Raw genomic sequence first — 18,647 nt, 5'->3', positions numbered from 1 at the left:
GCCGTGCATCATCGGGACCGTCCAGCGAGTGCCGCGATGTCGGAGTTCAGCCGCTGCCGGACGTGCTGGATCAGCCGGAACATGTCGGCGCAGTAGACGGTGCGGTGGCCGAACCCGGCGCCCGCGCGGTAGCGGTGCGCGAGCAGGCCGCCACCGCAGACGGCGCGGACCTCGCAGTCGTGGCAGGGCAGCGGCAGGCCGGTCGGCACGAGTGACCGCGCGGCGTCGTCGAACGACGCGGTCGTCACGTCCAGGCCGGTCACCGCGGCGCCGTGGAAGGACGAGGCGAGCTGGTCGGGTCCTTCGAGCGCGCCGTCGGTCTCCACCACGACCGTCGAGGTGGGGGTGGTGCCGATGCCCTCCACCCTGGACCTGCCGCCCAGCAGCACGTTCATGATCTCGCCGAAGATCCGCACGGACGTCTCCGGCGAGGGCGCGCGGTACCAGCGTTCGAACACCGCGATCAACCAGTCCGCGTAGGCGCCGACCCCGGGCGGGGGCGAGGTCCAGTTCCCGTGCGGCAGCAGGAAGTCGACGACCGGCGGGCCGAACGAGACCAGGGCCTCGTAGGTCGCCACCGGATCGTTCGCGAGGTCGATCGTGCACAGCAGTCCGCTGTAGATCGGGCGGAAACGCTGCTCCTGCAACAGCTCCAGCGCCCGTGCGACCGCGGCGTGGCTTCCCCCGCCGGACCGGTACCGGCGATGCCGGTCGTGGTCGGCGGCCGTGCCGTCGATGCTGACCCCCACCCGCACTTCCAGCTCCAGCAACGCCGAGAGCACGTCCTCCGACAGCAGAAGACCGTTGGTCTGCAGGGAAAAACGCGCCACCCCGCCGATCGCGGAGCGGACCGACGTCAGGAAACCGCGGATCGCCTCCATGCCGGCGAGGAGCGGCTCACCCCCGTGCAGGACCACGTCCACATGCTCCAAAGCATGCGTCCGAACGTGTTCGGTGATGCGGAACGCGGTCCACTCGAACGTCTCGGCCGACATCCGCACCGGCCTGCTCCGCCAGCGCTGGTCGGCCATTTCGTAGACGTAGCAGTAGTCGCACGCGAGGTTGCACCTGCTGTGGATCTTCACCACGAACTCCCGCGGCAGCAGACGCGGCGTGCGGTCCATCAGGGCTCCAGTCCGGTCGGCTCGCAGGGATGGTTGCACGCCCGCCGCACGCCGGTAAGTCCACCGGTAGGGGGATTCGTGCTCCTCCACCTGCCCCGTGCTGACTATGATTGCGCGGCAAGCGATCCCGATTGCAGGGCGAGGAGCGCGACGTGGCCGATGATCCCGAACTCACGTCCGAGCTCGTCGACCTCACGGGGATCGGCTTCGAGCAGCTCGAAGGGATACCGGAGTCGGTGCTGACGCGGGCGTTGCGGCGCGCGCTGGCGGAGGACCCGTCGACACCGGGGCAGTACGCGGCGTTCCAGAACCGTTTGTAGCCTTTCATGTTCACCTGTTCAGCAGATCCACCCCGGTGGCCGACCAAGTAGCGTGATCCCCTCTTCCTGCCGACCCAGGAGACCGCTCGGGGAGACGTGATGCGCACTGTCGTCGCCTTCCTCTCACCCGGCGCGGGCACCGGGCAGACGGGCACGCTGGCGAACCTCGCGGTCGTGCTGGCCGGCGCCGGGAAGCGGGTCCTGGTCCTCGACTGGGTGCCGGAGCTCCCGCGCACGTCCGACTACCTGGCGCCGTTCCTGGTCGACCACCTGTCCCTCGACGACGTGCTCGGCGCCCGGCTGGTGTCGGCGCTGGCGGCGAACCTCGGCCAGGTGCCGGACGCCGAGGTCGAGCGGTACGCGCTGCTGGACTCGGGTGGCTTCGTCGACGTGGTCAAGGTCGCCAGGGTCCCGGTGCCGCAGGACGGGACATCACCCCGCGACCTGCGGGAACTGTTGCTGGGCACCGACTACGACCAGGTCCTCGTGGATGCCGCCGTGTCGCCCCGGCGGGATGCCGCCCACGCCGTCGTGGCCGAGCTGTGCGATGCCGTGGCCCTGTGCTTCGCCCCGCGCCCCGGTGTGCCGGAACGGGCGGCCGAACTGGGCAGGGCGGTGCGCCGGCAGTCGTCGCGGCCGGTGGACTTCATCCCGGTGGCGACGATGTTCGACGAGCAGTACCTCAATCAGGCCGAACGCGCGCTCGGCGCGATCCGCGCGGCGTTCGCCGAACTGCTGCGCGACCAGGAACGCCGGCTGCTGCCGCGAGGTGTGGTCGAGATCCCGTACCGGCCCTACGACGCGTTCCGCCCGCAGCTGACCGTGCTCGTCGAGTCCCCGGTGATCGAGTCGAGGCTGCTCACCGCGTACGGCGAGCTGGCAGCCGCAGTGACGCACGACGAGATCCTGGCCGTTCCCGCGGTGTCACCGCTGATCGCGTCGCGCTATCGCCGGCTGTACGGCCTGGACGCGGGCGCCGAGCCGCCACCGCTGGTGCTGCTGCACGCCGCGCCTGGCAGAGCGTGGGCCGACTGGATCCGCGGTCAGATGGAGGCCGCGGGCATGAACGTCTTGGCACGGCCGGAAGCCGGCGCGGGGACCGTGCAGGTCGCGTTCGTGGAGACGGACGGCGGCATCGACCAGGCGGTGCGGGCGGCGCTCGACGACCTCGTCGCCGCCGTCGCCGAGCGGAACGGCTCCGTCGAGGTGACCAGGTTGCTGGTCACGAGCGATTTGGACGGCACGAACGACGTCGACGCGATCACCGTGTCACTCGCCGACACCACGGAGGTGCGTGCGCGGCAACGCCTCGTCGCGCACTTCGGCCTGGTCGACACGCGCGGATCGCTGGCCGTCGAGGGCAGCCGGTTCCCCGGCAGCAGCCCACGCGTGCTGGTGCTCCCGCAACGCAACTCGGACTTCGTCGGCCGCGACCACGAGCTCGAACACCTCCGCGACCGGTTTCGGCCGGGCCAGAGCGCGCAGGTCCAGATCACCGGCCCACCCGGCATCGGCAAGAGCGAGTTCGCCCGCGAGTACGCGCACCGGTTCGCGCACGACTACGACCTCGTCCACTGGGTCACCGCACACGACCAGCAGGCGTTGGCGGACGCCATGGGCAACCTGACGGCGCAGGTGCGTGACGTGGTCGGCATCCGCGGCGGGGACGTCCTGCGCGCCCTCGCGACAGATCCGGCCAACCGCTGGCTCGTCGTCTACGACAACGCCGACGACCCCGATCTGATCGACACTCTGCCGTCGGCGGTCGGTGCGGGCCACGTCGTGATCACCACGACGCGTCCGCATCCCCTCGCGGGCGAGGAACTGGCGCTGGCCGAACTCTCCGCCGACGAGAGCACGTTGCTGCTGAGCCGCCACGTGCCCGAACTCTCCGCCGAGGACGCGCAGGCCGCCGCACAGGCCGTGCGGCACCAGCCGCTCGCGGTCGAACTGGTCGCCGCGTGGCTCGGCCAGGTCGTGCAGAGCGCCGGGGATCCCACGCATGCGGAGTGGGCGGTGCGCGAGTTGCTCAGCAGGCTCGCCGAGGTGCCGCTGGACCACGACGCCGCCGTGGACGAGCAGGTCGTCGGACTGCACGTGGCCACGCTGCGCACGTCCGCCCTGGGCAGGGTCACCGTTCTGCTCGCGGAGATGTGCGCGTTCCTGTCGCCCGAGGGCGCGGACATCAGGATGTTGCGGGCGAGCGCCGTGTGGCACGCGCTGATGGCCGCGGCGGGCGATGACGCCGCGTTGCTGGAGGGTGGCGCGGACGAGCTGGACTCGGTGCTGTGGATGGGCGCGAGGTACGGGCTGCTCGACGTCGACTGGGGACGGCGGCCGCTGGTGCGGATGCACCGCGTGGTGCAGGCCGCGCTGCGCGACCTCATGCCGGCGGAGACCAGGGCGGAACGGCGGGACCAGGTGCTGACGGCACTGGCGGCCTACGCACCGTCCGATGTGGACAACGATCACGCCTCGGGTGTCCGGCGGTACGCGGAGCTGCAGAAGCACGTCGTGTTCTCGGGGGCGCTGCAGTCCACGGCGGAACCGGTGCGGCGCTGGATGGTCAGCCAGGTGCGGCACGCGTACCTCGACGGCCCGCCGGCGCGCCTGCGGGTCGTTCTCGACGTCGCCCAGGGGTTGATCGACCGCTGGTCGGCCGAGTTCGGCGAGGACGACGGTCTGCTGCTGCGGCTGCGCGGGCAGATCGCGAACCTGCACCGGATCCTGGGCGACAACCACTCCGCGCTGGCGCTGGACGACGCGGTGCTCGCGCGGCAGCGCAGGTTGCTGTCGCCCGACCACCCGCAGGCGCTGATCACCGCGCGCGGGCGAGGGGGTGACCTGCGCGGGCTCGGGCAGTTCGCGGAGGCGTTGCTGGAGGACCAGGTCACCTACGCGGGCCTGCGCCGGTCGCTGGGCGACGACCACCCGCACACCCGCACCGCGGCGAACAACCTCGCGCTGTCCCACTACCTGGCCGGCGAGGCGGAGGCCGCACTGCGCGTGGAACGCGACAACTACCAGCGCCGGTTGCGGTTGTTCGGGCAGAACGAGATGCAGACGTGGTGGTCGATGTGCAGCATCGGCATCTATCTCCGCGAGCTGGGCCGCTTCCAGGAGTCGGTCGAGGCCCTGCGCTCGGCGAGAGAACACGTCCAGCTCCTGCGGCCGGCGACGAACCCGCTGGAGCTGCGGATCCGGTGGAACCAGGCCATCACGGACCGGCAGACCGGCAGGGTGCCCGTCGCGGCCGACCGCAATCGGGAGACCCTGGCCGACTACGGGGAGCGGCTCGGCCCCGAGCACCCGTGGACGCTGGGGTGCAGGCTGAGCCTCGCGCACGACCTGCGCAGGCTGGGCGATCTCGCCTCCGCCGCCCGGCACGCCGCGATCAGTCTCAACGGCTTCACCCAGGAGGTGGGACTGGACGCGCGCCACCCGTTCGTCACGGTGTGCTGCGTCGCGATCGGCCGCATCCGGCTGGACGAGGGAGACCTGGGGGAGGCGGACGCGTTGATCAGCCGCGGGAGGGCCGAGTTCGGTTCCCAGCTCGGGGAGGCGCACCCGTGGACGTTGGCGGCCAGGTACTACGCGGCGGCGGTGGCGGACGCCCGCGGTGAGCACGACCAGGTCCGGGCGTTGATGACGGCGCTGCACGAGGACCACGTCGAGCTCCTCGGGCTGAAGCACCCGTACACCGAGGTGACCAGGGCGTACCTTCGGGACGGCTCGTGGGGACCACTCGACCTCGACGTTCCGCAGACCTGAGGGCGGCGTCGTGGCGAACGAAGAGCGGATCCACACCTCCGTGGCGAGCCACGCCGGCGGGGTGTTCCTGGCGATGATCAGGGAGAGCGAGGAGACGCTGGCCGGCGCCACCGCGCTCGCACACCTGGCGCACCACAGCCAGGGCCTGCACAACTTCTCGGTCGACCGGCTCGCACCTGACGATCCGCGGCGCACTGAACTGGTGGCGCTCGGCCGCCGGTTGTCATTGCTGCACAAGGACTTCAGCGACTCGTTGCGGGGAGCGAGGACCGCCTCGCTGATCCGCATGGTGCTGCAGACCAGCGAGGGCGCGGCGATCTGCACGTCGGTCCAGCCGGGTGACCTGATCGTCGGCGTCACGTTCGCCAAGTCCGGCGAGGAACTGCTGCCGGGCATGCCGGAGGTGGTGTCGGCCGACAGCGCCGTGGCGCGGCTTTCCACCGGACTGAGGGCCCGCACGCGTCAGCCGTCGTACAACCCCGGCGGCTGGGAGACCGCGGGGGACGAGTTCTCGCCGTTCATCGGCTCGGTGGAACCGGTGGCGTCGCTGCGGGTGCCCGGCGCGCGCGGAGCGGGCCGGATGGAGGACGCGCTCAAAGAGGTGTTGCGGCGCAGGGAACTGCACTTCGTCGCGTACCACGTGGACGGTCAGGTGGCCGTGGCCGGTGACACCTTCGACGCGCCGGAACTGGCCCCGTTCTTCGTGCAGATCTCCGCGGGGGTGCGACGCCGGTTCTACAGCTCCTTCAGCCGGGAGCTGTCCGCGTCGGTCACGTCGCTGAACCGCACTCTGACCCCGATGCCGGGTGGCCGGTTGCTGCGCCTGGTCCTCGACGTCGAACAGGGGGCCGTCTACTACTACCGGCTCGGCGCGGGCCGGTACCTCTTCGGCGTCACGCTGGACCAGTCCCGCGTCGCCCACGCGGACCTGCACATGGCCGAACTCGCCCGTCTGATGGCGGCCGATGAGTGACGACCGGCCGCGGTACAGGGTCCTGTCCCAGCGCTCGATCACGATCGCGGGCGTGCTGCTCGTGCTGGTCGGCGTGGGACTCGCGATGCTGCTGGTGTGGGCGTACGGCGGCGGCACCGACGCCGAGCGCAACAAGCTCGACGCGATCAGGACCGCGGGCACCATCGTGGTCGGCGCCGGGGGAGCGGGCGCGTTGTGGCTCGCCGCGCGCCGCCAGCGCACGACCGAGATCTCGTTGAAGCAGAAGGAACACGACCAGTCCCAGGCGGACCGGACGCACGAGCTCAACGAACTGACCGCGACCAACAACCGAGCCGACGCGGTGGAACGACTGGTCACCGAGCTCTACGGCAAGGCGGTGGAACAGCTCGGCTCGGACAAGGCGGCGGTCCGGATGGGCGGCATGTTCGCCCTGGAACGCCTCGCGCAGAACATCGAGGACCAGCGCCAGACCATCGTGAACGTCCTGTGCGCGTACCTGCGGATGCGGCCGCCCGACGACGAGCTGGAGGCACAGGTCCGCACGACGGCGCAGACGATCCTCACCAAGCACCTGCGGCCGGAGACCGGCAGGTACTTCTGGGCGGACACGGACCTCGACCTGAGCGGAGCCCGGCTGGCGGAACTGGACCTCGGCGGGTGCCGCGCCCGGCACGCGGTGTTCCGCGGCTGTCAGCTGCAGGGCAGGACGACGTTCCGGCAGGCGGCGTTCACGGACATCTCGTTCGACGACGCGCTCATCGACGACGACGTCTGGTTCGACGAGCTGGCGGTGGACGGGGAATCGTCCTGGCGCGGCGCGAGGTTCGCGGGCGCCGCGACGTTCGACGGCGCGGTGCTGCGCGGACGGGCGCGGTTCGACCGCGTGGACTGCGCGGGCCAGGCGGTGTTCGTCGGCGTCGAGTTCGGCGGTGACGTCTCCTTCGACGGCGCGGTCTTCCACCGTGAAAGCCGGTTCCAGCGCGCGGTGTTCCGGCGGATGGCGTCGTTCGACGGGGTCGGGTTCGCGCAGCAGGCGAGGTTCACCGGCGCGTGCTTCGCGGGCGAAGTGGCGTTCGACGGGACCCGGTTCACCGAGGTGAGGTTCGACGAGGTCATGGCGCGCACCGACGTCCCGGCCGACACCACCCGCACCTGGCCGCCGGGGTTCGCGCTGAACGGTGACTGCCCCGCCCCGCCGGGGTGTGAGGGAACGTGGGGCACGGTGGTCAGCGGAAAGCGTGCCGCACCTTGACGCTGAGGCTGTAGAAGGTGCCGACCAGGCCCGGTTTCCTGTCCGCGGCCAGCTCCTCCAGCCGGGCGATCGGCACGAACTCGGTGAGGGCGTCGAACGAGCGGCACAGCCCGTCGAGGCGCTCGTAGGCCTTCGGGGACACCGGTTCCTGCGCCGTCAGCCGCTCCGCCCGGTACCAGTCGGTGACCGAGTCGCGGAACGCCAGCACCATCGTGCGCAGGACGATCGCGACGGCCGCGGATTCCAGTCCCCTGCGCAGGAACTGGGGCAACCTGGGGAGCGCGTCACCTTTGGCGAACTCCTCGGCGAGCGCCGCGTCGACGTCCAGCACGTCGGCCAGCAGGTCCAGGGCCCTGGTGAACTCCTGGTCGACCAGCGGCGGCAACCGCACGCCCTGTTCGGCGCCGGGCGGCCCGCCGTCCCGCACGATCCGCAGGTCGCCCGCGATCGCGTCCAGCCGCGCCTGAATCGCGTCCATCCGGTTGTCGGACACCGAACGCACGTCGTCCAGCTGCTCGGCGACCCGTTCGATGAAGCCGTGGATGCTGGCCTGCTGCCGGGTGATCCGCTCCAGCGCCTGTTGCAGCCGCTCGACCGGGTTGTGGTCGGACTCCGTGCGCACCTCGGCTTCGATCGCGCGCAGCAACGCCGTCATGTGGTCGGCGTACGTGAGCCGCTGGTACTCGAGCGGAGGCCGGCTCAGCACGCTGGTGAGCCGGTCGCCCGGTTCCCCGGCCAGCCTGCCGTTCACGACGAGCAGCACGCGGCAGTCGAGCACGATCTTGCGCAGCGCCAGCACCTTCGCGGTGAGCCGTTCCGCGTCACGGGTGTCGAGCACCGAGTCCGTGAGCACGATCGCGCAGCCGGCCGTGCCATCGGGGAACGTCACCCAGAAGTCGACCTGCGTCTCGACGGCCTGGCCGAGGAAGTGGTGGCGCAGATGGCTGAAGTCCCCCGCGTCGAGCAGCCGCGTCGTCGCCGCCTCCACGTCGTCGGAGCTGAACAGGCCGACGTCGCGCGCCACCTCCCTGACGAGCTCGTCGGTGATCGGCGAACCGTCCGCGAGCCATCTGCGGTACAGGTGGTGGCAGAGCCTGATCACCTTGCGCGGCGTGCCGTCGGCGATGGCGACGAGGTAGTCCACGACGTCACGGGTGAAAGGTTCCAGCCCGCCCTGCGCCGTCTCGATGACGAGGCGCACGTGTTCGGCGCCGAAGCGGGACATGGTGATCTCGTGGGTGATCCGCTCCCGGACGTCCGCGCGCAGCACGGTCATCAGTTCCGGCAGCCCGGTCAGCACCAGGCACGCGCCGGCGGTGTCGAACTGCTGCAGGAACGTCTGGAACGCGCTCATGCCGGCGTCACCTGTGCTGCCCGCCACCGCTTTGTGCATCTCGTCGATCACCAGCAGGAACCGCTGGTCGCCGTAGGCGTGCAGCCGGACGAAGGCGCCCAGCGCGGCGAGCGCGGCGGCGTCCGAGGCGAGTGGTTCGCTGATACCGCGTTCGACCAGCAGCACGTCCGGATCCGCGCCGCGCAGCCACTTCCACACGGATGTTTCGAAACCCTCGCGCAGCAACAACATCGCCGCGATGCTGAACGCCGGGTGCCGCGTGATCTCCTGCAACCTCGTCCGCAACCGGCTCAGCAGGCTGTTGGCCTGCAGCTGCATCTTCACGACGACGCCCTGAGGCTCGATGACGCCGTCGCGCAACCACTGCACGGTCTGCGCCGGCGCGCCGGTCGAGTGCAGGTGGTCGGCGACGATCCCCGCGTAGACCTCGTTGAGCCGCGCGAGCAGGTCCTCGGCCCGAAGCTCCTCGAGGTACCTGCGGTACAGCCCGGCGAACCCGTTCGGCGTTGCCTCCAGGTAGAGCCGCCGGCATCCGGTGCCCGCGTGCTCCAGCAGCTCGCAGGCCAGATGTGTCTTGCCCGTGCCGTAGTCGCCGATCACCGCGATGACGTTGCCCGTGCGCGGGTCGGCGAGGTAGTCGTCCAGATACGCCTTGGCCGCGCGGATCGGATCCGTCTCGACGCCAGGGCTCATCGCCTGCGTGATCTGGGTGACCGCCATGGGGCTGAACGGGTTCACGGTCATCAGCGGATCCTGAGGTCGTCGAGGAGCTTCTCGTAGAACAGCCGGGTGATGTCCTCGTAGGTGACCCAGTCGTCGTCGGTGTAGCCGCTGTTCTGCCTGCTCCGTTCTTCGTACACCTCGCAGAGGATCAGCTGGAGCTGCGCGATCGACCGCAACGGCATGGCCGCCTTGTTCATCGTCTCGACGCTGATCCGCGGGTAGTTCCCCCGCCGCCGGTGCCGGTCCAGCCGGTCCTCGACGAACCGCTGCACGTCGCCGGGGTTCAACGGCCCGACGGACAACGTGATCGGCGGCTCCGGCACGGACTCCCGCACCCGCGACACCTGGGCGTGGTCGAGGTACGACGACTCGGCGAAGAACAACAACCGGCGCCGCGCCAGCCCGGCGTACGCGACGATCTCCCCGATCACCTCGGCGGGCGGCAGCAACACGATCAGCACGACGTTCCCGGGCAGCACGTTGCCCAGCCCCGCGTACACCCGGCCGGGCCGCACGCCCTCGAATCCCGCGAGCGCCTCGGGGGAGAGCAAACCGTTGTGCGCCAACTCGTCGAGCAGCCGCTCGGTGACGAGCCGCATGCGTTCGTCGACGGACTGCTGCGACCCGTCCCTGGTGAGATCAACGATGACACCGCTCAGCTCGTGCTCGGCGAGCCGGCCCCGCGTCCAGTGCGCGCACCGGTTGATCAGCGCGGTCTTCCCGCACCCCGACTCGCCGGTGACGAGCACCAGCCGGCCGTCCTCACGCAGCGTCTCCGCGGTGGCCATCCGCCGCGTGTACTCCTGGAACGCCGCCAGCGTGTGGTTGACGTCCACGTAGAACTCGTCATGCGCCGTGTACCGCCACGGGCACAGCGGCCGCAACGGCGACTCCTCCCAGCCTGGCACGACGAACGGATTGACCACGGATGGCCGCCCGCTGTCGCGCCGCATCGTCCGCACTCACCGTCCTCAGATCTTCCGTGTTCCACCCCGATGTCGTCAGGGGCGCAGGGAGTATTACCACGATCGACGGCACTGGGAAGACCGCCGATCGGTGAGTCGGGTGCCGCGACCGGTGTTCAGGTGTTAAGCGGTCACCCGTCGAAACGACGAGGAATGCGTGTGCGGTGCGTCCGGCGGATTCCACCTCTTTGGGCAACAGGCTGGTCGTGCGGGGAAGGCCCCTGTCGCTGGGCAAATGGCGGGATCAGGTTTCCGTCGGATTCTCAGGGCGCGCGCATTGCTCCCGCCGCTCCAAGACAGCGTCGACGGCGGCGGCCCCTGCGACCGGACGAGTTGTCTCATGACGCGTTCAGCGAGGCGCCCATCTCTTGTGATCACTGAGCTTTCCAGGAGACGCTGTCCGCTGTGCTGGAGAGACAGCTGCCATTGCTCGGGGAAGACGTGGTCGCGATGTTGGAACGATCGCTCGGCCAGATTCAGCGGGAGCTTTCCGAAATCGCCGGCGTGGACCACTCGGACAAAGCCGTGGCAGACCTTCCGTCACCGCGAATGCCGCCGCGGGTGACGGCGCTGTTCACCGAAGCTCAGTCCACGTTGGACCAGTTCGACACCACTTTCCGCGCCGCCGCCGAGGTTGGGTCCAGGAATGCTGTCGACGCCCAGGCCGCGGTCCGTGGGCGGTTGAGTTCCCCGCAGGTGTTCTCGGTCGTGGGGGTGGCCGCGATGCTCCGCACGTTGCTGAACACTTTCCAGGACGGCGTCAACGACTGGTATTGGTTGTACGTGCTGAACTCGTCAGGACAGCCGTACCAGGAGGACAAGGACCGGCTGAGTGCCTTGTGCCGCGCCTACGACGCGGTGTTCGAGTACGTCCCGTTCTTCCGGTTGGAGCAGCTTGCCGGGCTGGAACCGCACCTCGTGGACAGCGACGCGCCGCCCACGCCTCAGGTCGGCGAGGCGCAGGAGGTGATCAGCCACCTCAGCGCCCAAGTCCAAGCCGCGGTGCTGGAATCAGTGGCCGAACGTCTCTGAGGCCTGGCCGGCAGCACGCGTTCAGGCAACGGTTGCCGGGGAGATCAGCTGCCGGTCCTGGCGCAGCTGCCTGGCCATGTTCCAGCCGAGCACGCCCACGACCCGGCCGCCCGCGAGGTAGTGCGCCACGAACTTGCGTTCGGCGAGCAGCCCGTGGGCGACCACCATCTCCGCATCGGCCGGGAACACGCCGTACGCCTGGATCTTCGCGTCGAACTGGTCGGTCCAGAAGTACGGCACCGGAGCGAACGGGATCTGTGCGCCGAGCAGGTTGCGGGCCGCCGCCATGCCCTGCTCGGTGGCGTTCATCCGGTGCTCGACCCGCATCGGAGAACCGAAGTGCGGGTTGAACCAGCGGGCCACGTCGCCGGCGGCGTACACGCCGTCGACGGCGCGGCAGGTGGCATCGCACACCACGCCGTCGTCCACCGGCACCCCGGAGCCGTCCAGCCAGGCGGTGGTGGGCGTCGCGCCGATCGCTACCAGCACGACGTCCGCCCGCAGCACGGTTCCGTCGGTCAGTTCGACTCCCGACACCGCGATGTCGCCGTGCAACGCGGTCACGCCGGATCCGGTGCGCAGCCGCACCCCGTGTTCCTCGTGGAGCTCGGCGATCGCCGAGGCGACCTGGTCGCCGAACTGGCGGACCAGGGGGAGTGGCAGCGGGTCGACCAGCGTCACGTCCAGGCCCAGCCGGCGGGCCGCCGCCGCTGCCTCCGTGCCGAGGAAGCCCGCTCCGACGACCACGACGAAAGACGACCGCAGCAGGTCGCCGCGCAACGCCAGGGCGTCGTCGATGGTCCGCAACACGTGGACTCCGGCCAGGTCGTGGCCGAACGGGAGTGTCCGCGGGGTCGTTCCGGTGGCGATCACCAGGCCGTCGTAGGCGATCTCCTCGCCGTTCGACAGCGCGACCGTGCGACCGGCGAGGTCCAGTCCGCTCGCGGCGCTGCCGAGTTTGAGCTCGATGTCGTGGTCGACGTACGCGGAATCGGGACGCAGCAGCGTCTTCTCCGGCTCCCACGTACCCGCCAGGACCTGTTTGGACAGTGGTGGCCGGTCGTAGGGGAGCACCTTCTCGTCGCCGACCAGGGTGAGCCTGCCGGTGTAGCCCTCGCGGCGCAGCGTCTCGGCGGTGGTGACGCCGGCCGCCGAAGCGCCGACGACGACCACCTGGTGAAGAGGTGCCACTACCTGTCCACCACGATCGCGAGCGCCGGGCACAGCAGGGCGGCGTGCTCGGTGGCCGCCTCCAGTGCCGCGGGCGGGCTCTCCAGCAGCAGGACCACCATGCCGTCCTCGTCGCGCTGGTCGAACACGTCGGGTGCCGCGAGCACGCACTGGCCCGCGCCCACGCAGGCGTCCACGTCGATCCGGACCTTCATCGGTTGTCCTCGCGGTCCCAGGTGACGGGCAGCGAGCGCACGCCGTAGACCAGCGCGTCGTTCTTGAACTCGACGTCCTCGAACGGAACCGCGAGTCGCAGCGTCGGGATGCGCTGGTGCAGCCGGGCGAACACCTCCTGCAGTTCGACCCTGGCCAGCTGCTGGCCGAGGCACTGGTGGATGCCGTAGCCGAACGCCAGGTGCGCGGTCGCTTCTCGTGTCAGGTCGATGCGATCGGGGTCGGGGAACACCGACTCGTCCCGGTTGCCGGCCGACAACGCGGCCACGAGCCACTCACCGGCCTTGATCGTCTCGTCGCCGATCGTCACGTCGCCGGTGGCCTGGCGCAGCACGCCGAACTGCACGATCGACAGGTACCGCAGCATCTCGTCGACGGCGGTGCCCGCGAGCCCGGGATCGGCCCGCAGCGCGGCCAGTTGGTCGGGCCGGCGCAGCAGGGCCAGCGTGCTCAGGCCGATCATGTTGGCGGTGGTCTCGTGCCCGGCGATCAGCAGGGTGATGCCCAGGGTGACCAGTTCCTCGACCGACAGCTCCTGGCCGTTCTCCCGGGCCCTGACGATCAGCCTGCCCAGCAGGTCGTCGCTCGGCGCCGCCAGTTTGGTCAGCACCAGCTGGGTCATGAACCCGACGACCTCCAGGTTGGCCTGCTCCAGCGCGGCGGGGTCGCTGTTCGTGCCGATCAGCACCGCGGTCTGCTCCTGGAACCGGTCGCGGTCGGCGTAGTCCACGCCCAGCAGCTCGCAGATCACCAGTGACGGGATCGGCAGCGCGAAGTCCGCCACCAGGTCGACCGGCCCGGTCCGCGCCAGCAGCGCGTCGAGGTGGTCGTCGACCAGGCCCTGGATGTAGGGGCGCATCGCCTGGATGCGCTTGACGGTGAACTCCGGCGTCAGGAGGCGCCGCAACCGGGCGTGGCCGGGGCCGTCCATGTTCAGCAGGCTGCCGGGCGCCACCGGGCGGTCGAGCAGGCCGCCTGCCACGACGTGAGTGGACGGGGCCGCGTGCGAGCTGAGGTTGGGATCGCCCAGCATCGCGCGCACGTCGGCGTACCGGCTGACAACGCGGGCCTCGACGCCGACCGGACAAGTCAGCGAGGCCGTGCCCTCCTGAGCGCGCAGTTCGGCGTACTCGGCGGGCGGATCGAACGGGCAGCCGGAGTCGCGTGCGGTCGGGAACCGAGAAAATATGGCAGTCGCTGTCATATGACCGAGACTGCCAGATGGCATGAGGTGCCGCAACTGTGTGTCATATGGCAGTGACTGCCAAGTGGCAGTGCTACCGTTCGCGGGAGACGGGGCAGGGAGGTGCGCTGTGGGCTTGCGCGAGACGAAGATGGAACGCACCCGGAGGTTCATCGCCGAGTCGGCGTTCGACCTGTTCGTCGCGCAGGGGTACGACGACACCACCATCGAGCAGATCGCCGCCGCGGCCGAGGTCGGCACGCGGACGCTCTACCGCTACTACTCCACCAAAGAGGCGCTGGTCGTCAGCTTCGTGGAGAACGGGCTCGACGCGGCGATGGACGCCTTCCTCGCCCAGCCGGACGAAACGCCGCTGTCCGAAGCGCTCTACGCCGTCGTCGACAGCGTCGAGCAGACGATCGGGGCGAACTCGGCGCGCCTGCTCGCGCTGTACGACATCTTCGACAAGACCACGGGGCTGCGGGCCGGCCTGGCCGACCTGTGCTGGAGCTGGCGTCAGCGGCTGGCCCAGGAGATCCTCCGGCGGGAGAGCGGGACCGGGGACGTGCTGCACGCCGCGCTGACCGCCGCGAGCACCATGAACGTGATCGAGGTCGTCGTGCAGACGTGGACCGCGAGCGGTGGTCGGGTCGACGTCACGGACATCACCCGTGAGACGCTCAAGCTGTTGCACACCAAGGCGATCCCGTTCCCCAGCCCCGCGGCTCCCTAGCGCGCCGGAAGGATCTCGACGAACCCGTCGGTTCCGTTCACCCTGATCCGCTGACCGTCCTGGATCGTCCGGGTGGCCTGGTCGACGCCGACGACCGCGGGCAGTCCGTACTCCCGCGCGATCACCGCGCCGTGCGTCATCATGCCGCCGACTTCCGTCACCAGGCCCGAGATCGTCACGAACAGCGGTGACCAGCTCGGGTCGGTGTAGGCGGTGACGAGGATGTCGCCCGGCTCCAGGTCGGCGTCCGCCACGTTCAGGACGACCCGGGCCCGTCCTTCGACGGTCCCGCCGGAGACGGCCAGGCCGGAGAGCGCGCCTTCCGGCAGGTCGTCGCGCCGGTAGCTTCCGCTGATGGCCTCGCCGTCGGAGGTGAGCACGCGCGGGGGAGTGAGCATCTCGAACGACTTGAAGGCCTCCCTGCGCTCGCGGATGACTTCTCCGTAGCCCTGGCCGGTGCGCGTCAGCTCGTGAAGTTCCTGCAGCGTGAGGAAGAAAGCGTCCTCTTCGGACTCCAGCAGGCCTGCAGCGGTGAGGCGTTCGGCTTCTTGCAGCAACGCCAGCTTGTAGACGAGGTAGCGGCTGATCATCCCGTACTTCGGGTACTCGCGATAGCCGATGAACGTGCGCACGCGGTCGATCATCCGCTTGGTGTCGGCGGCCTTCTGCTCGCCGCCGGGAAGAACGAGCAGGCGCTCCAGGACCTCCTGCTCCTTCTTCCAGGCCTCCTGCCGGCCCTGGTCGAAGCGGTGCCCGGCGGCGCCCTGCTCGAAGTTCCTGACGTTCGTGAGGATCATGGGCAGGAGTGCGGCGGGGTTCTCGCTCCACCGCGTCCTGGTGATGTCGATCTCGCCGACGCAGCGCATGCCGTACTTGCCGAGGTAGTCCTGGATGGCATCGCGTGCTTCCCGGCCGCCTGCCAATCCGGGCAGAGCGTCCAGGAAGTCGTCCTCGGCGTCCTGCAGGAACGCGACGACCTCGGGGTGCGGGCGGATCGCGTCCGCGACGTCGAGCAGCGCCAGTCCCATCTCGGACGTGACGTTGTGCGGAGCGGACAGCGTCAGCGTGTCGGCGGCGTTCTTCTCGCCGAGCCACTCGCGCAGGTTCTCGTTGAGCCACCACGTCGCCTGCATCCCGGCCATGATCACCTGGTTGCTGCGCGGATCGAACAGGATCCGGCGCAGCTCCTCGAAGTCCGCGATGACGAACTCGAGCAGCTCCGGTCCGGACTTCCCCCGGATCTCGCGCTTCAGCACGGCGACGGACGCCTCGGCGTTGCCGATCAGTTCGGTGACGAGGTCCGGATCGGTCTCGATCTCGGCCTGCGCGGTGCCGGGGAACGACGGTCCGGACCCGTCGCCCGCCGGGACGAAGCCGGTGCGGCCCAGGACGGTGCGCAGGGCGTCGCCCATCAGCGGATCGGACTTGTCCGCGACGTCCAGGAAAGCGGCGCTGCTCTGGGGCGTGGCGAGGATCGGGGTGACGTCGACGAAGAGCCGCCCTGCCGCGATCGCCATCGGCCTGGGCGTCGTCAGCTGCCACACGGAGAGGCCCAGCGGCTTCATGGCGTCGGTCATCATCTGCTGATGGCCGACCGAGACGTAGACGTGGTTGTCGTCGTCGGTGGTCTCGGGGACGGGGAACAACGTCGTGATCGGCCTGCTCTGGACGATCTGGAACTCGTCGCCGGCCAGGCACCACTCGATGTCCTGGGGCCTGCCGAAGTGCTCCTCGATCCGCCGGCCGAGCCGGGTCAGGCGCACCGCCTGCGCGTCCGTCAGCGCCGGTTGCCCGGTGGCGACCGTCCTCTCGATGATCTCTTCGTCGAGGACGCGGTACATGTCCGCGTTCACCAGACCGGACACGAAGGACTCGCCGAGCCCGAAAACGGCTTCGACACAGGAGATCCGGCGACTGGACGTGACGGGGTCGGCGGTGAAGAGAACGCCGGCCGAGTCCGGGAACACCATCTGCTGCACGACCACGGCCATCCGCACCTGGCGGTGGTCGAAACCGTTGCGCAGCCGGTAGGTCACGGCCCGCTCGGTGAACAGCGAGGCCCAGCACCGGCTGACGTGCCGCAGGATCTCCGCCGTCCCCACGACGTTCAGGTAGCTGTCCTGCTGGCCCGCGAACGACGCGGTCGGCAGGTCCTCCGCGGTCGCGCTCGACCGGACCGCGCAGGGGGTTCGCTCGCCGAGCCGCTCCAGCGCGTCCGTGATCGCCGCCGTCACCTCGTCGGGCACGACGAGCCGCTCGATCTCCTGCCGCACCTCCGCACTCCGCGCGGCGATCTCCTCCCGGTCGTCCGCGGTGAGCAGTCCCAGCCGGTCCAGTCGCTCGCCGATCGACGGCGCCTCGCGCAGGACCCGGTCGAACGCCTCCGTCGTCACGCAGAAGCCGGGAGGCACCTGGACGCCCTCGATTCGGGCGACCTCTCCCAGATGCGCTCCTTTGCCACCGCAGAGCGAAATCCGCGTGTCGTCGACTTCAGCGAGACCGAGCACATAGCCGCTCATCCGGTCATTTCCCCCGATTTCTCGTCTCGCGCACTGGCACGAGCTTGGCGTCAGGCGGGAGATTCTGCGCGACGAACGGGGTCTTGCCGCAAGCCCACCCGTGCGCTATATGTTGAAGTGGGGAGAGGGGATCTCCCCATTTTTCGTCTCCGGCAATCGTTCACTCGGCCGGGTACACCTGGCGCCGGCGAGGGCTCGCCGGCGATGTCCGGCTCTAGCCTTGTCCGCCGTGGGTTCTGGTAGAAGGTGGAACGCGGCAGGGGTGACGCTGGCGCTCGTGCTGGCGTTGACGCAACCAGCTCAGGCGGACGAACGGCCTCTGCTTCCCGACCTCCGCCAGGCGCCGGTCGGATGTGCGGGTGGCTACGGTGGCGATCCCTCGCTGTGCCGCGACTGGGACGTCTGCATGGTCGCCGATGCTCAGGCGCCCAACGGGGAGTGCGTGACGTCCGGCGAGATCCGGGCCGTGCGGATCCGGTTCACCACCGCGATGGACAACGTGGGCGAAGGCCCGTTGATGCTGCACGGCCGCCGGTCCGACCGGAACTCGGACGAGATGTCGGTGCGGCAGGCGTTCCAGACGTCGCGCGGCGGGCCGATCCCCGGCTCGTACGACGATGCCCGGCGCGGCACGGCCACGTCGATGTACTACGAGCCGGCGCCCACGCACCTGCACTGGCACCTCATGGGGTTCGCGCGGATGCAGTTGCGCACGCCGGGTGGCAGGACGGTGGTCGCCGACCGCAAGAACGGCTTCTGCCTGGGCGACCGCTACCGGACCGCCGACGCGGGCGGTCTGCCCGATCCAGCGAGCCCGGAAGGGCTGCTCGCCGAACGCCTGAAGAAGAGCAACTGCGGCAGGAACGCCCCGGACGCCACCGAGATGTTCGAGGGCATCTCGGTCGGCAGCGGCGACGACTACCGCAAGGGCGTCGACTTCCAGTGGCTCGACCTCACCAACGTCACCTCAGGTACCTACGACCTGGTCAACACGGTCAACTCCGACCGCACCCTCGCGGAGTCCCGCTACGACAACAACTCCTCGTCGATCTCGATCTCGGTGCAGTGGCCGGGCGGGGCGAAGCGGCGGCCCGCGGTGATCACCGAGGCCCCCGCCGTCACGTTGCTGCGGAGCTGTCCAGGGCAGGAGCGGTGCTCGGGACAGCTCCGGACGGACGACCTGCTCGCCCGCGCCCGCAGTGGACCGATCTGGGAATCCGCGCCGGGCAGGCCGGAGTGCGGAACGGCCGCGCAGGGCTGCTGCTGTTGCTCCTGCCGCTGAACCGGGTGCTCGCGGAATCCTGATCGGACG

General features: G+C 70.0%; 14 protein-coding genes. 7 read left to right on the top strand and 7 right to left on the bottom strand.

All coding sequences use genetic code 11. The features are described from left to right. Positions 1-8: 8 nt before the first annotated feature. Positions 9-1,124: an FxsB family cyclophane-forming radical SAM/SPASM peptide maturase gene (locus SK854_RS34965; protein WP_319979410.1), complete on the bottom strand. Its 1,116-nt coding sequence runs from the start codon at positions 1,122-1,124 to the stop codon at positions 9-11. Positions 1,125-1,276: 152 nt separating this feature from the next. Between SK854_RS34965 and fxsA the strand changes: the two genes are divergently transcribed. The 4 genes from fxsA to SK854_RS34945 all read left to right on the top strand — a co-directional run bounded on the left by fxsA (position 1,277) and on the right by SK854_RS34945 (position 7,422). Beyond that, positions 1,277-1,444: an FxSxx-COOH cyclophane-containing RiPP peptide gene (gene fxsA, locus SK854_RS34960; RefSeq protein ID WP_319979409.1), complete on the top strand. Its 168-nt coding sequence runs from the start codon at positions 1,277-1,279 to the stop codon at positions 1,442-1,444. Between the two features lie 99 nt (positions 1,445-1,543). Further along, a complete protein-coding gene (gene fxsT, locus SK854_RS34955; protein WP_319979408.1) occupies positions 1,544-5,215 on the top strand; it encodes an FxSxx-COOH system tetratricopeptide repeat protein in 3,672 nt (1,223 codons plus the stop codon). Between the two features lie 10 nt (positions 5,216-5,225). Next, a complete protein-coding gene (locus SK854_RS34950) occupies positions 5,226-6,188 on the top strand; it encodes a hypothetical protein (protein WP_319979407.1) in 963 nt (320 codons plus the stop codon). Continuing rightward, positions 6,181-7,422: a pentapeptide repeat-containing protein gene (locus SK854_RS34945; RefSeq protein ID WP_319979406.1), complete on the top strand. Its 1,242-nt coding sequence runs from the start codon at positions 6,181-6,183 to the stop codon at positions 7,420-7,422. The genes SK854_RS34950 and SK854_RS34945 overlap by 8 nt, the downstream gene beginning before the upstream one ends. Here the strand turns inward: SK854_RS34945 and SK854_RS34940 are convergent. Together SK854_RS34940 and SK854_RS34935 are read right to left on the bottom strand one after the other, a co-directional pair. Next, entirely contained in the window at positions 7,397-9,520 is a 2,124-nt protein-coding gene (locus SK854_RS34940) for a hypothetical protein (protein ID WP_319979405.1), read from the bottom strand. The two genes, SK854_RS34945 and SK854_RS34940, sit on opposite strands and share 26 nt — an antisense overlap. Continuing rightward, a complete protein-coding gene (locus tag SK854_RS34935) occupies positions 9,520-10,461 on the bottom strand; it encodes a hypothetical protein (protein ID WP_319979404.1) in 942 nt (313 codons plus the stop codon). The genes SK854_RS34940 and SK854_RS34935 overlap by 1 nt, the downstream gene beginning before the upstream one ends. A 408-nt stretch (positions 10,462-10,869) precedes the next feature. Between SK854_RS34935 and SK854_RS34930 the strand changes: the two genes are divergently transcribed. Further along, a complete protein-coding gene (locus tag SK854_RS34930; RefSeq protein ID WP_319979403.1) occupies positions 10,870-11,496 on the top strand; it encodes a hypothetical protein in 627 nt (208 codons plus the stop codon). A gap of 21 nt (positions 11,497-11,517) precedes the next feature. Here the strand turns inward: SK854_RS34930 and SK854_RS34925 are convergent, their stop codons facing one another. Genes SK854_RS34925 through SK854_RS34915 form a run of 3 tightly spaced genes read right to left on the bottom strand, consistent with a single transcriptional unit; the run spans position 11,518 to position 14,104 of the window. Beyond that, positions 11,518-12,687, bottom strand: coding sequence for an NAD(P)/FAD-dependent oxidoreductase (locus SK854_RS34925; RefSeq protein WP_319979402.1), 1,170 nt, complete (start codon positions 12,685-12,687; stop codon positions 11,518-11,520). Further along, positions 12,687-12,881 (bottom strand): ferredoxin, encoded by a 195-nt coding sequence (locus SK854_RS34920; protein ID WP_319979401.1) that lies wholly within the window; start codon positions 12,879-12,881, stop codon positions 12,687-12,689. The genes SK854_RS34925 and SK854_RS34920 overlap by 1 nt, the downstream gene beginning before the upstream one ends. Beyond that, positions 12,878-14,104 (bottom strand): cytochrome P450, encoded by a 1,227-nt coding sequence (locus SK854_RS34915; RefSeq protein WP_319979400.1) that lies wholly within the window; start codon positions 14,102-14,104, stop codon positions 12,878-12,880. The genes SK854_RS34920 and SK854_RS34915 overlap by 4 nt, the downstream gene beginning before the upstream one ends. Positions 14,105-14,219: 115 nt before the next feature. Here SK854_RS34915 and SK854_RS34910 point away from each other — a divergent pair, with 115 nt between their 5' ends. Continuing rightward, positions 14,220-14,816 carry a TetR/AcrR family transcriptional regulator gene (locus tag SK854_RS34910; RefSeq protein WP_319979399.1) on the top strand — a complete coding sequence of 199 codons (597 nt, stop codon included), beginning with the start codon at positions 14,220-14,222 and terminating at the stop codon, positions 14,814-14,816. On the opposite strand, the gene rph is transcribed toward SK854_RS34910, so the two are convergent. Next, positions 14,813-17,335 (bottom strand): rifamycin-inactivating phosphotransferase, encoded by a 2,523-nt coding sequence (rph, locus tag SK854_RS34905; RefSeq protein ID WP_319979398.1) that lies wholly within the window; start codon positions 17,333-17,335, stop codon positions 14,813-14,815. The genes SK854_RS34910 and rph overlap by 4 nt on opposite strands. 229 nt (positions 17,336-17,564) lie before the next feature. On the opposite strand from rph, the gene SK854_RS34900 reads away from it, so the two are divergent. Next, entirely contained in the window at positions 17,565-18,617 is a 1,053-nt protein-coding gene (locus SK854_RS34900; protein WP_319979397.1) for a lysyl oxidase family protein, read from the top strand. Positions 18,618-18,647: the final 30 nt, after the last annotated feature.

It is taken from the genome of Lentzea sokolovensis (genome assembly GCF_033949975.1).
GTDB classification, from domain to species: domain Bacteria; phylum Actinomycetota; class Actinomycetes; order Mycobacteriales; family Pseudonocardiaceae; genus Lentzea; species Lentzea sokolovensis.
The sequence above is the reverse complement of the archived record's forward strand: the minus strand, read 5'-3'. Positions and strand labels throughout refer to the sequence as shown.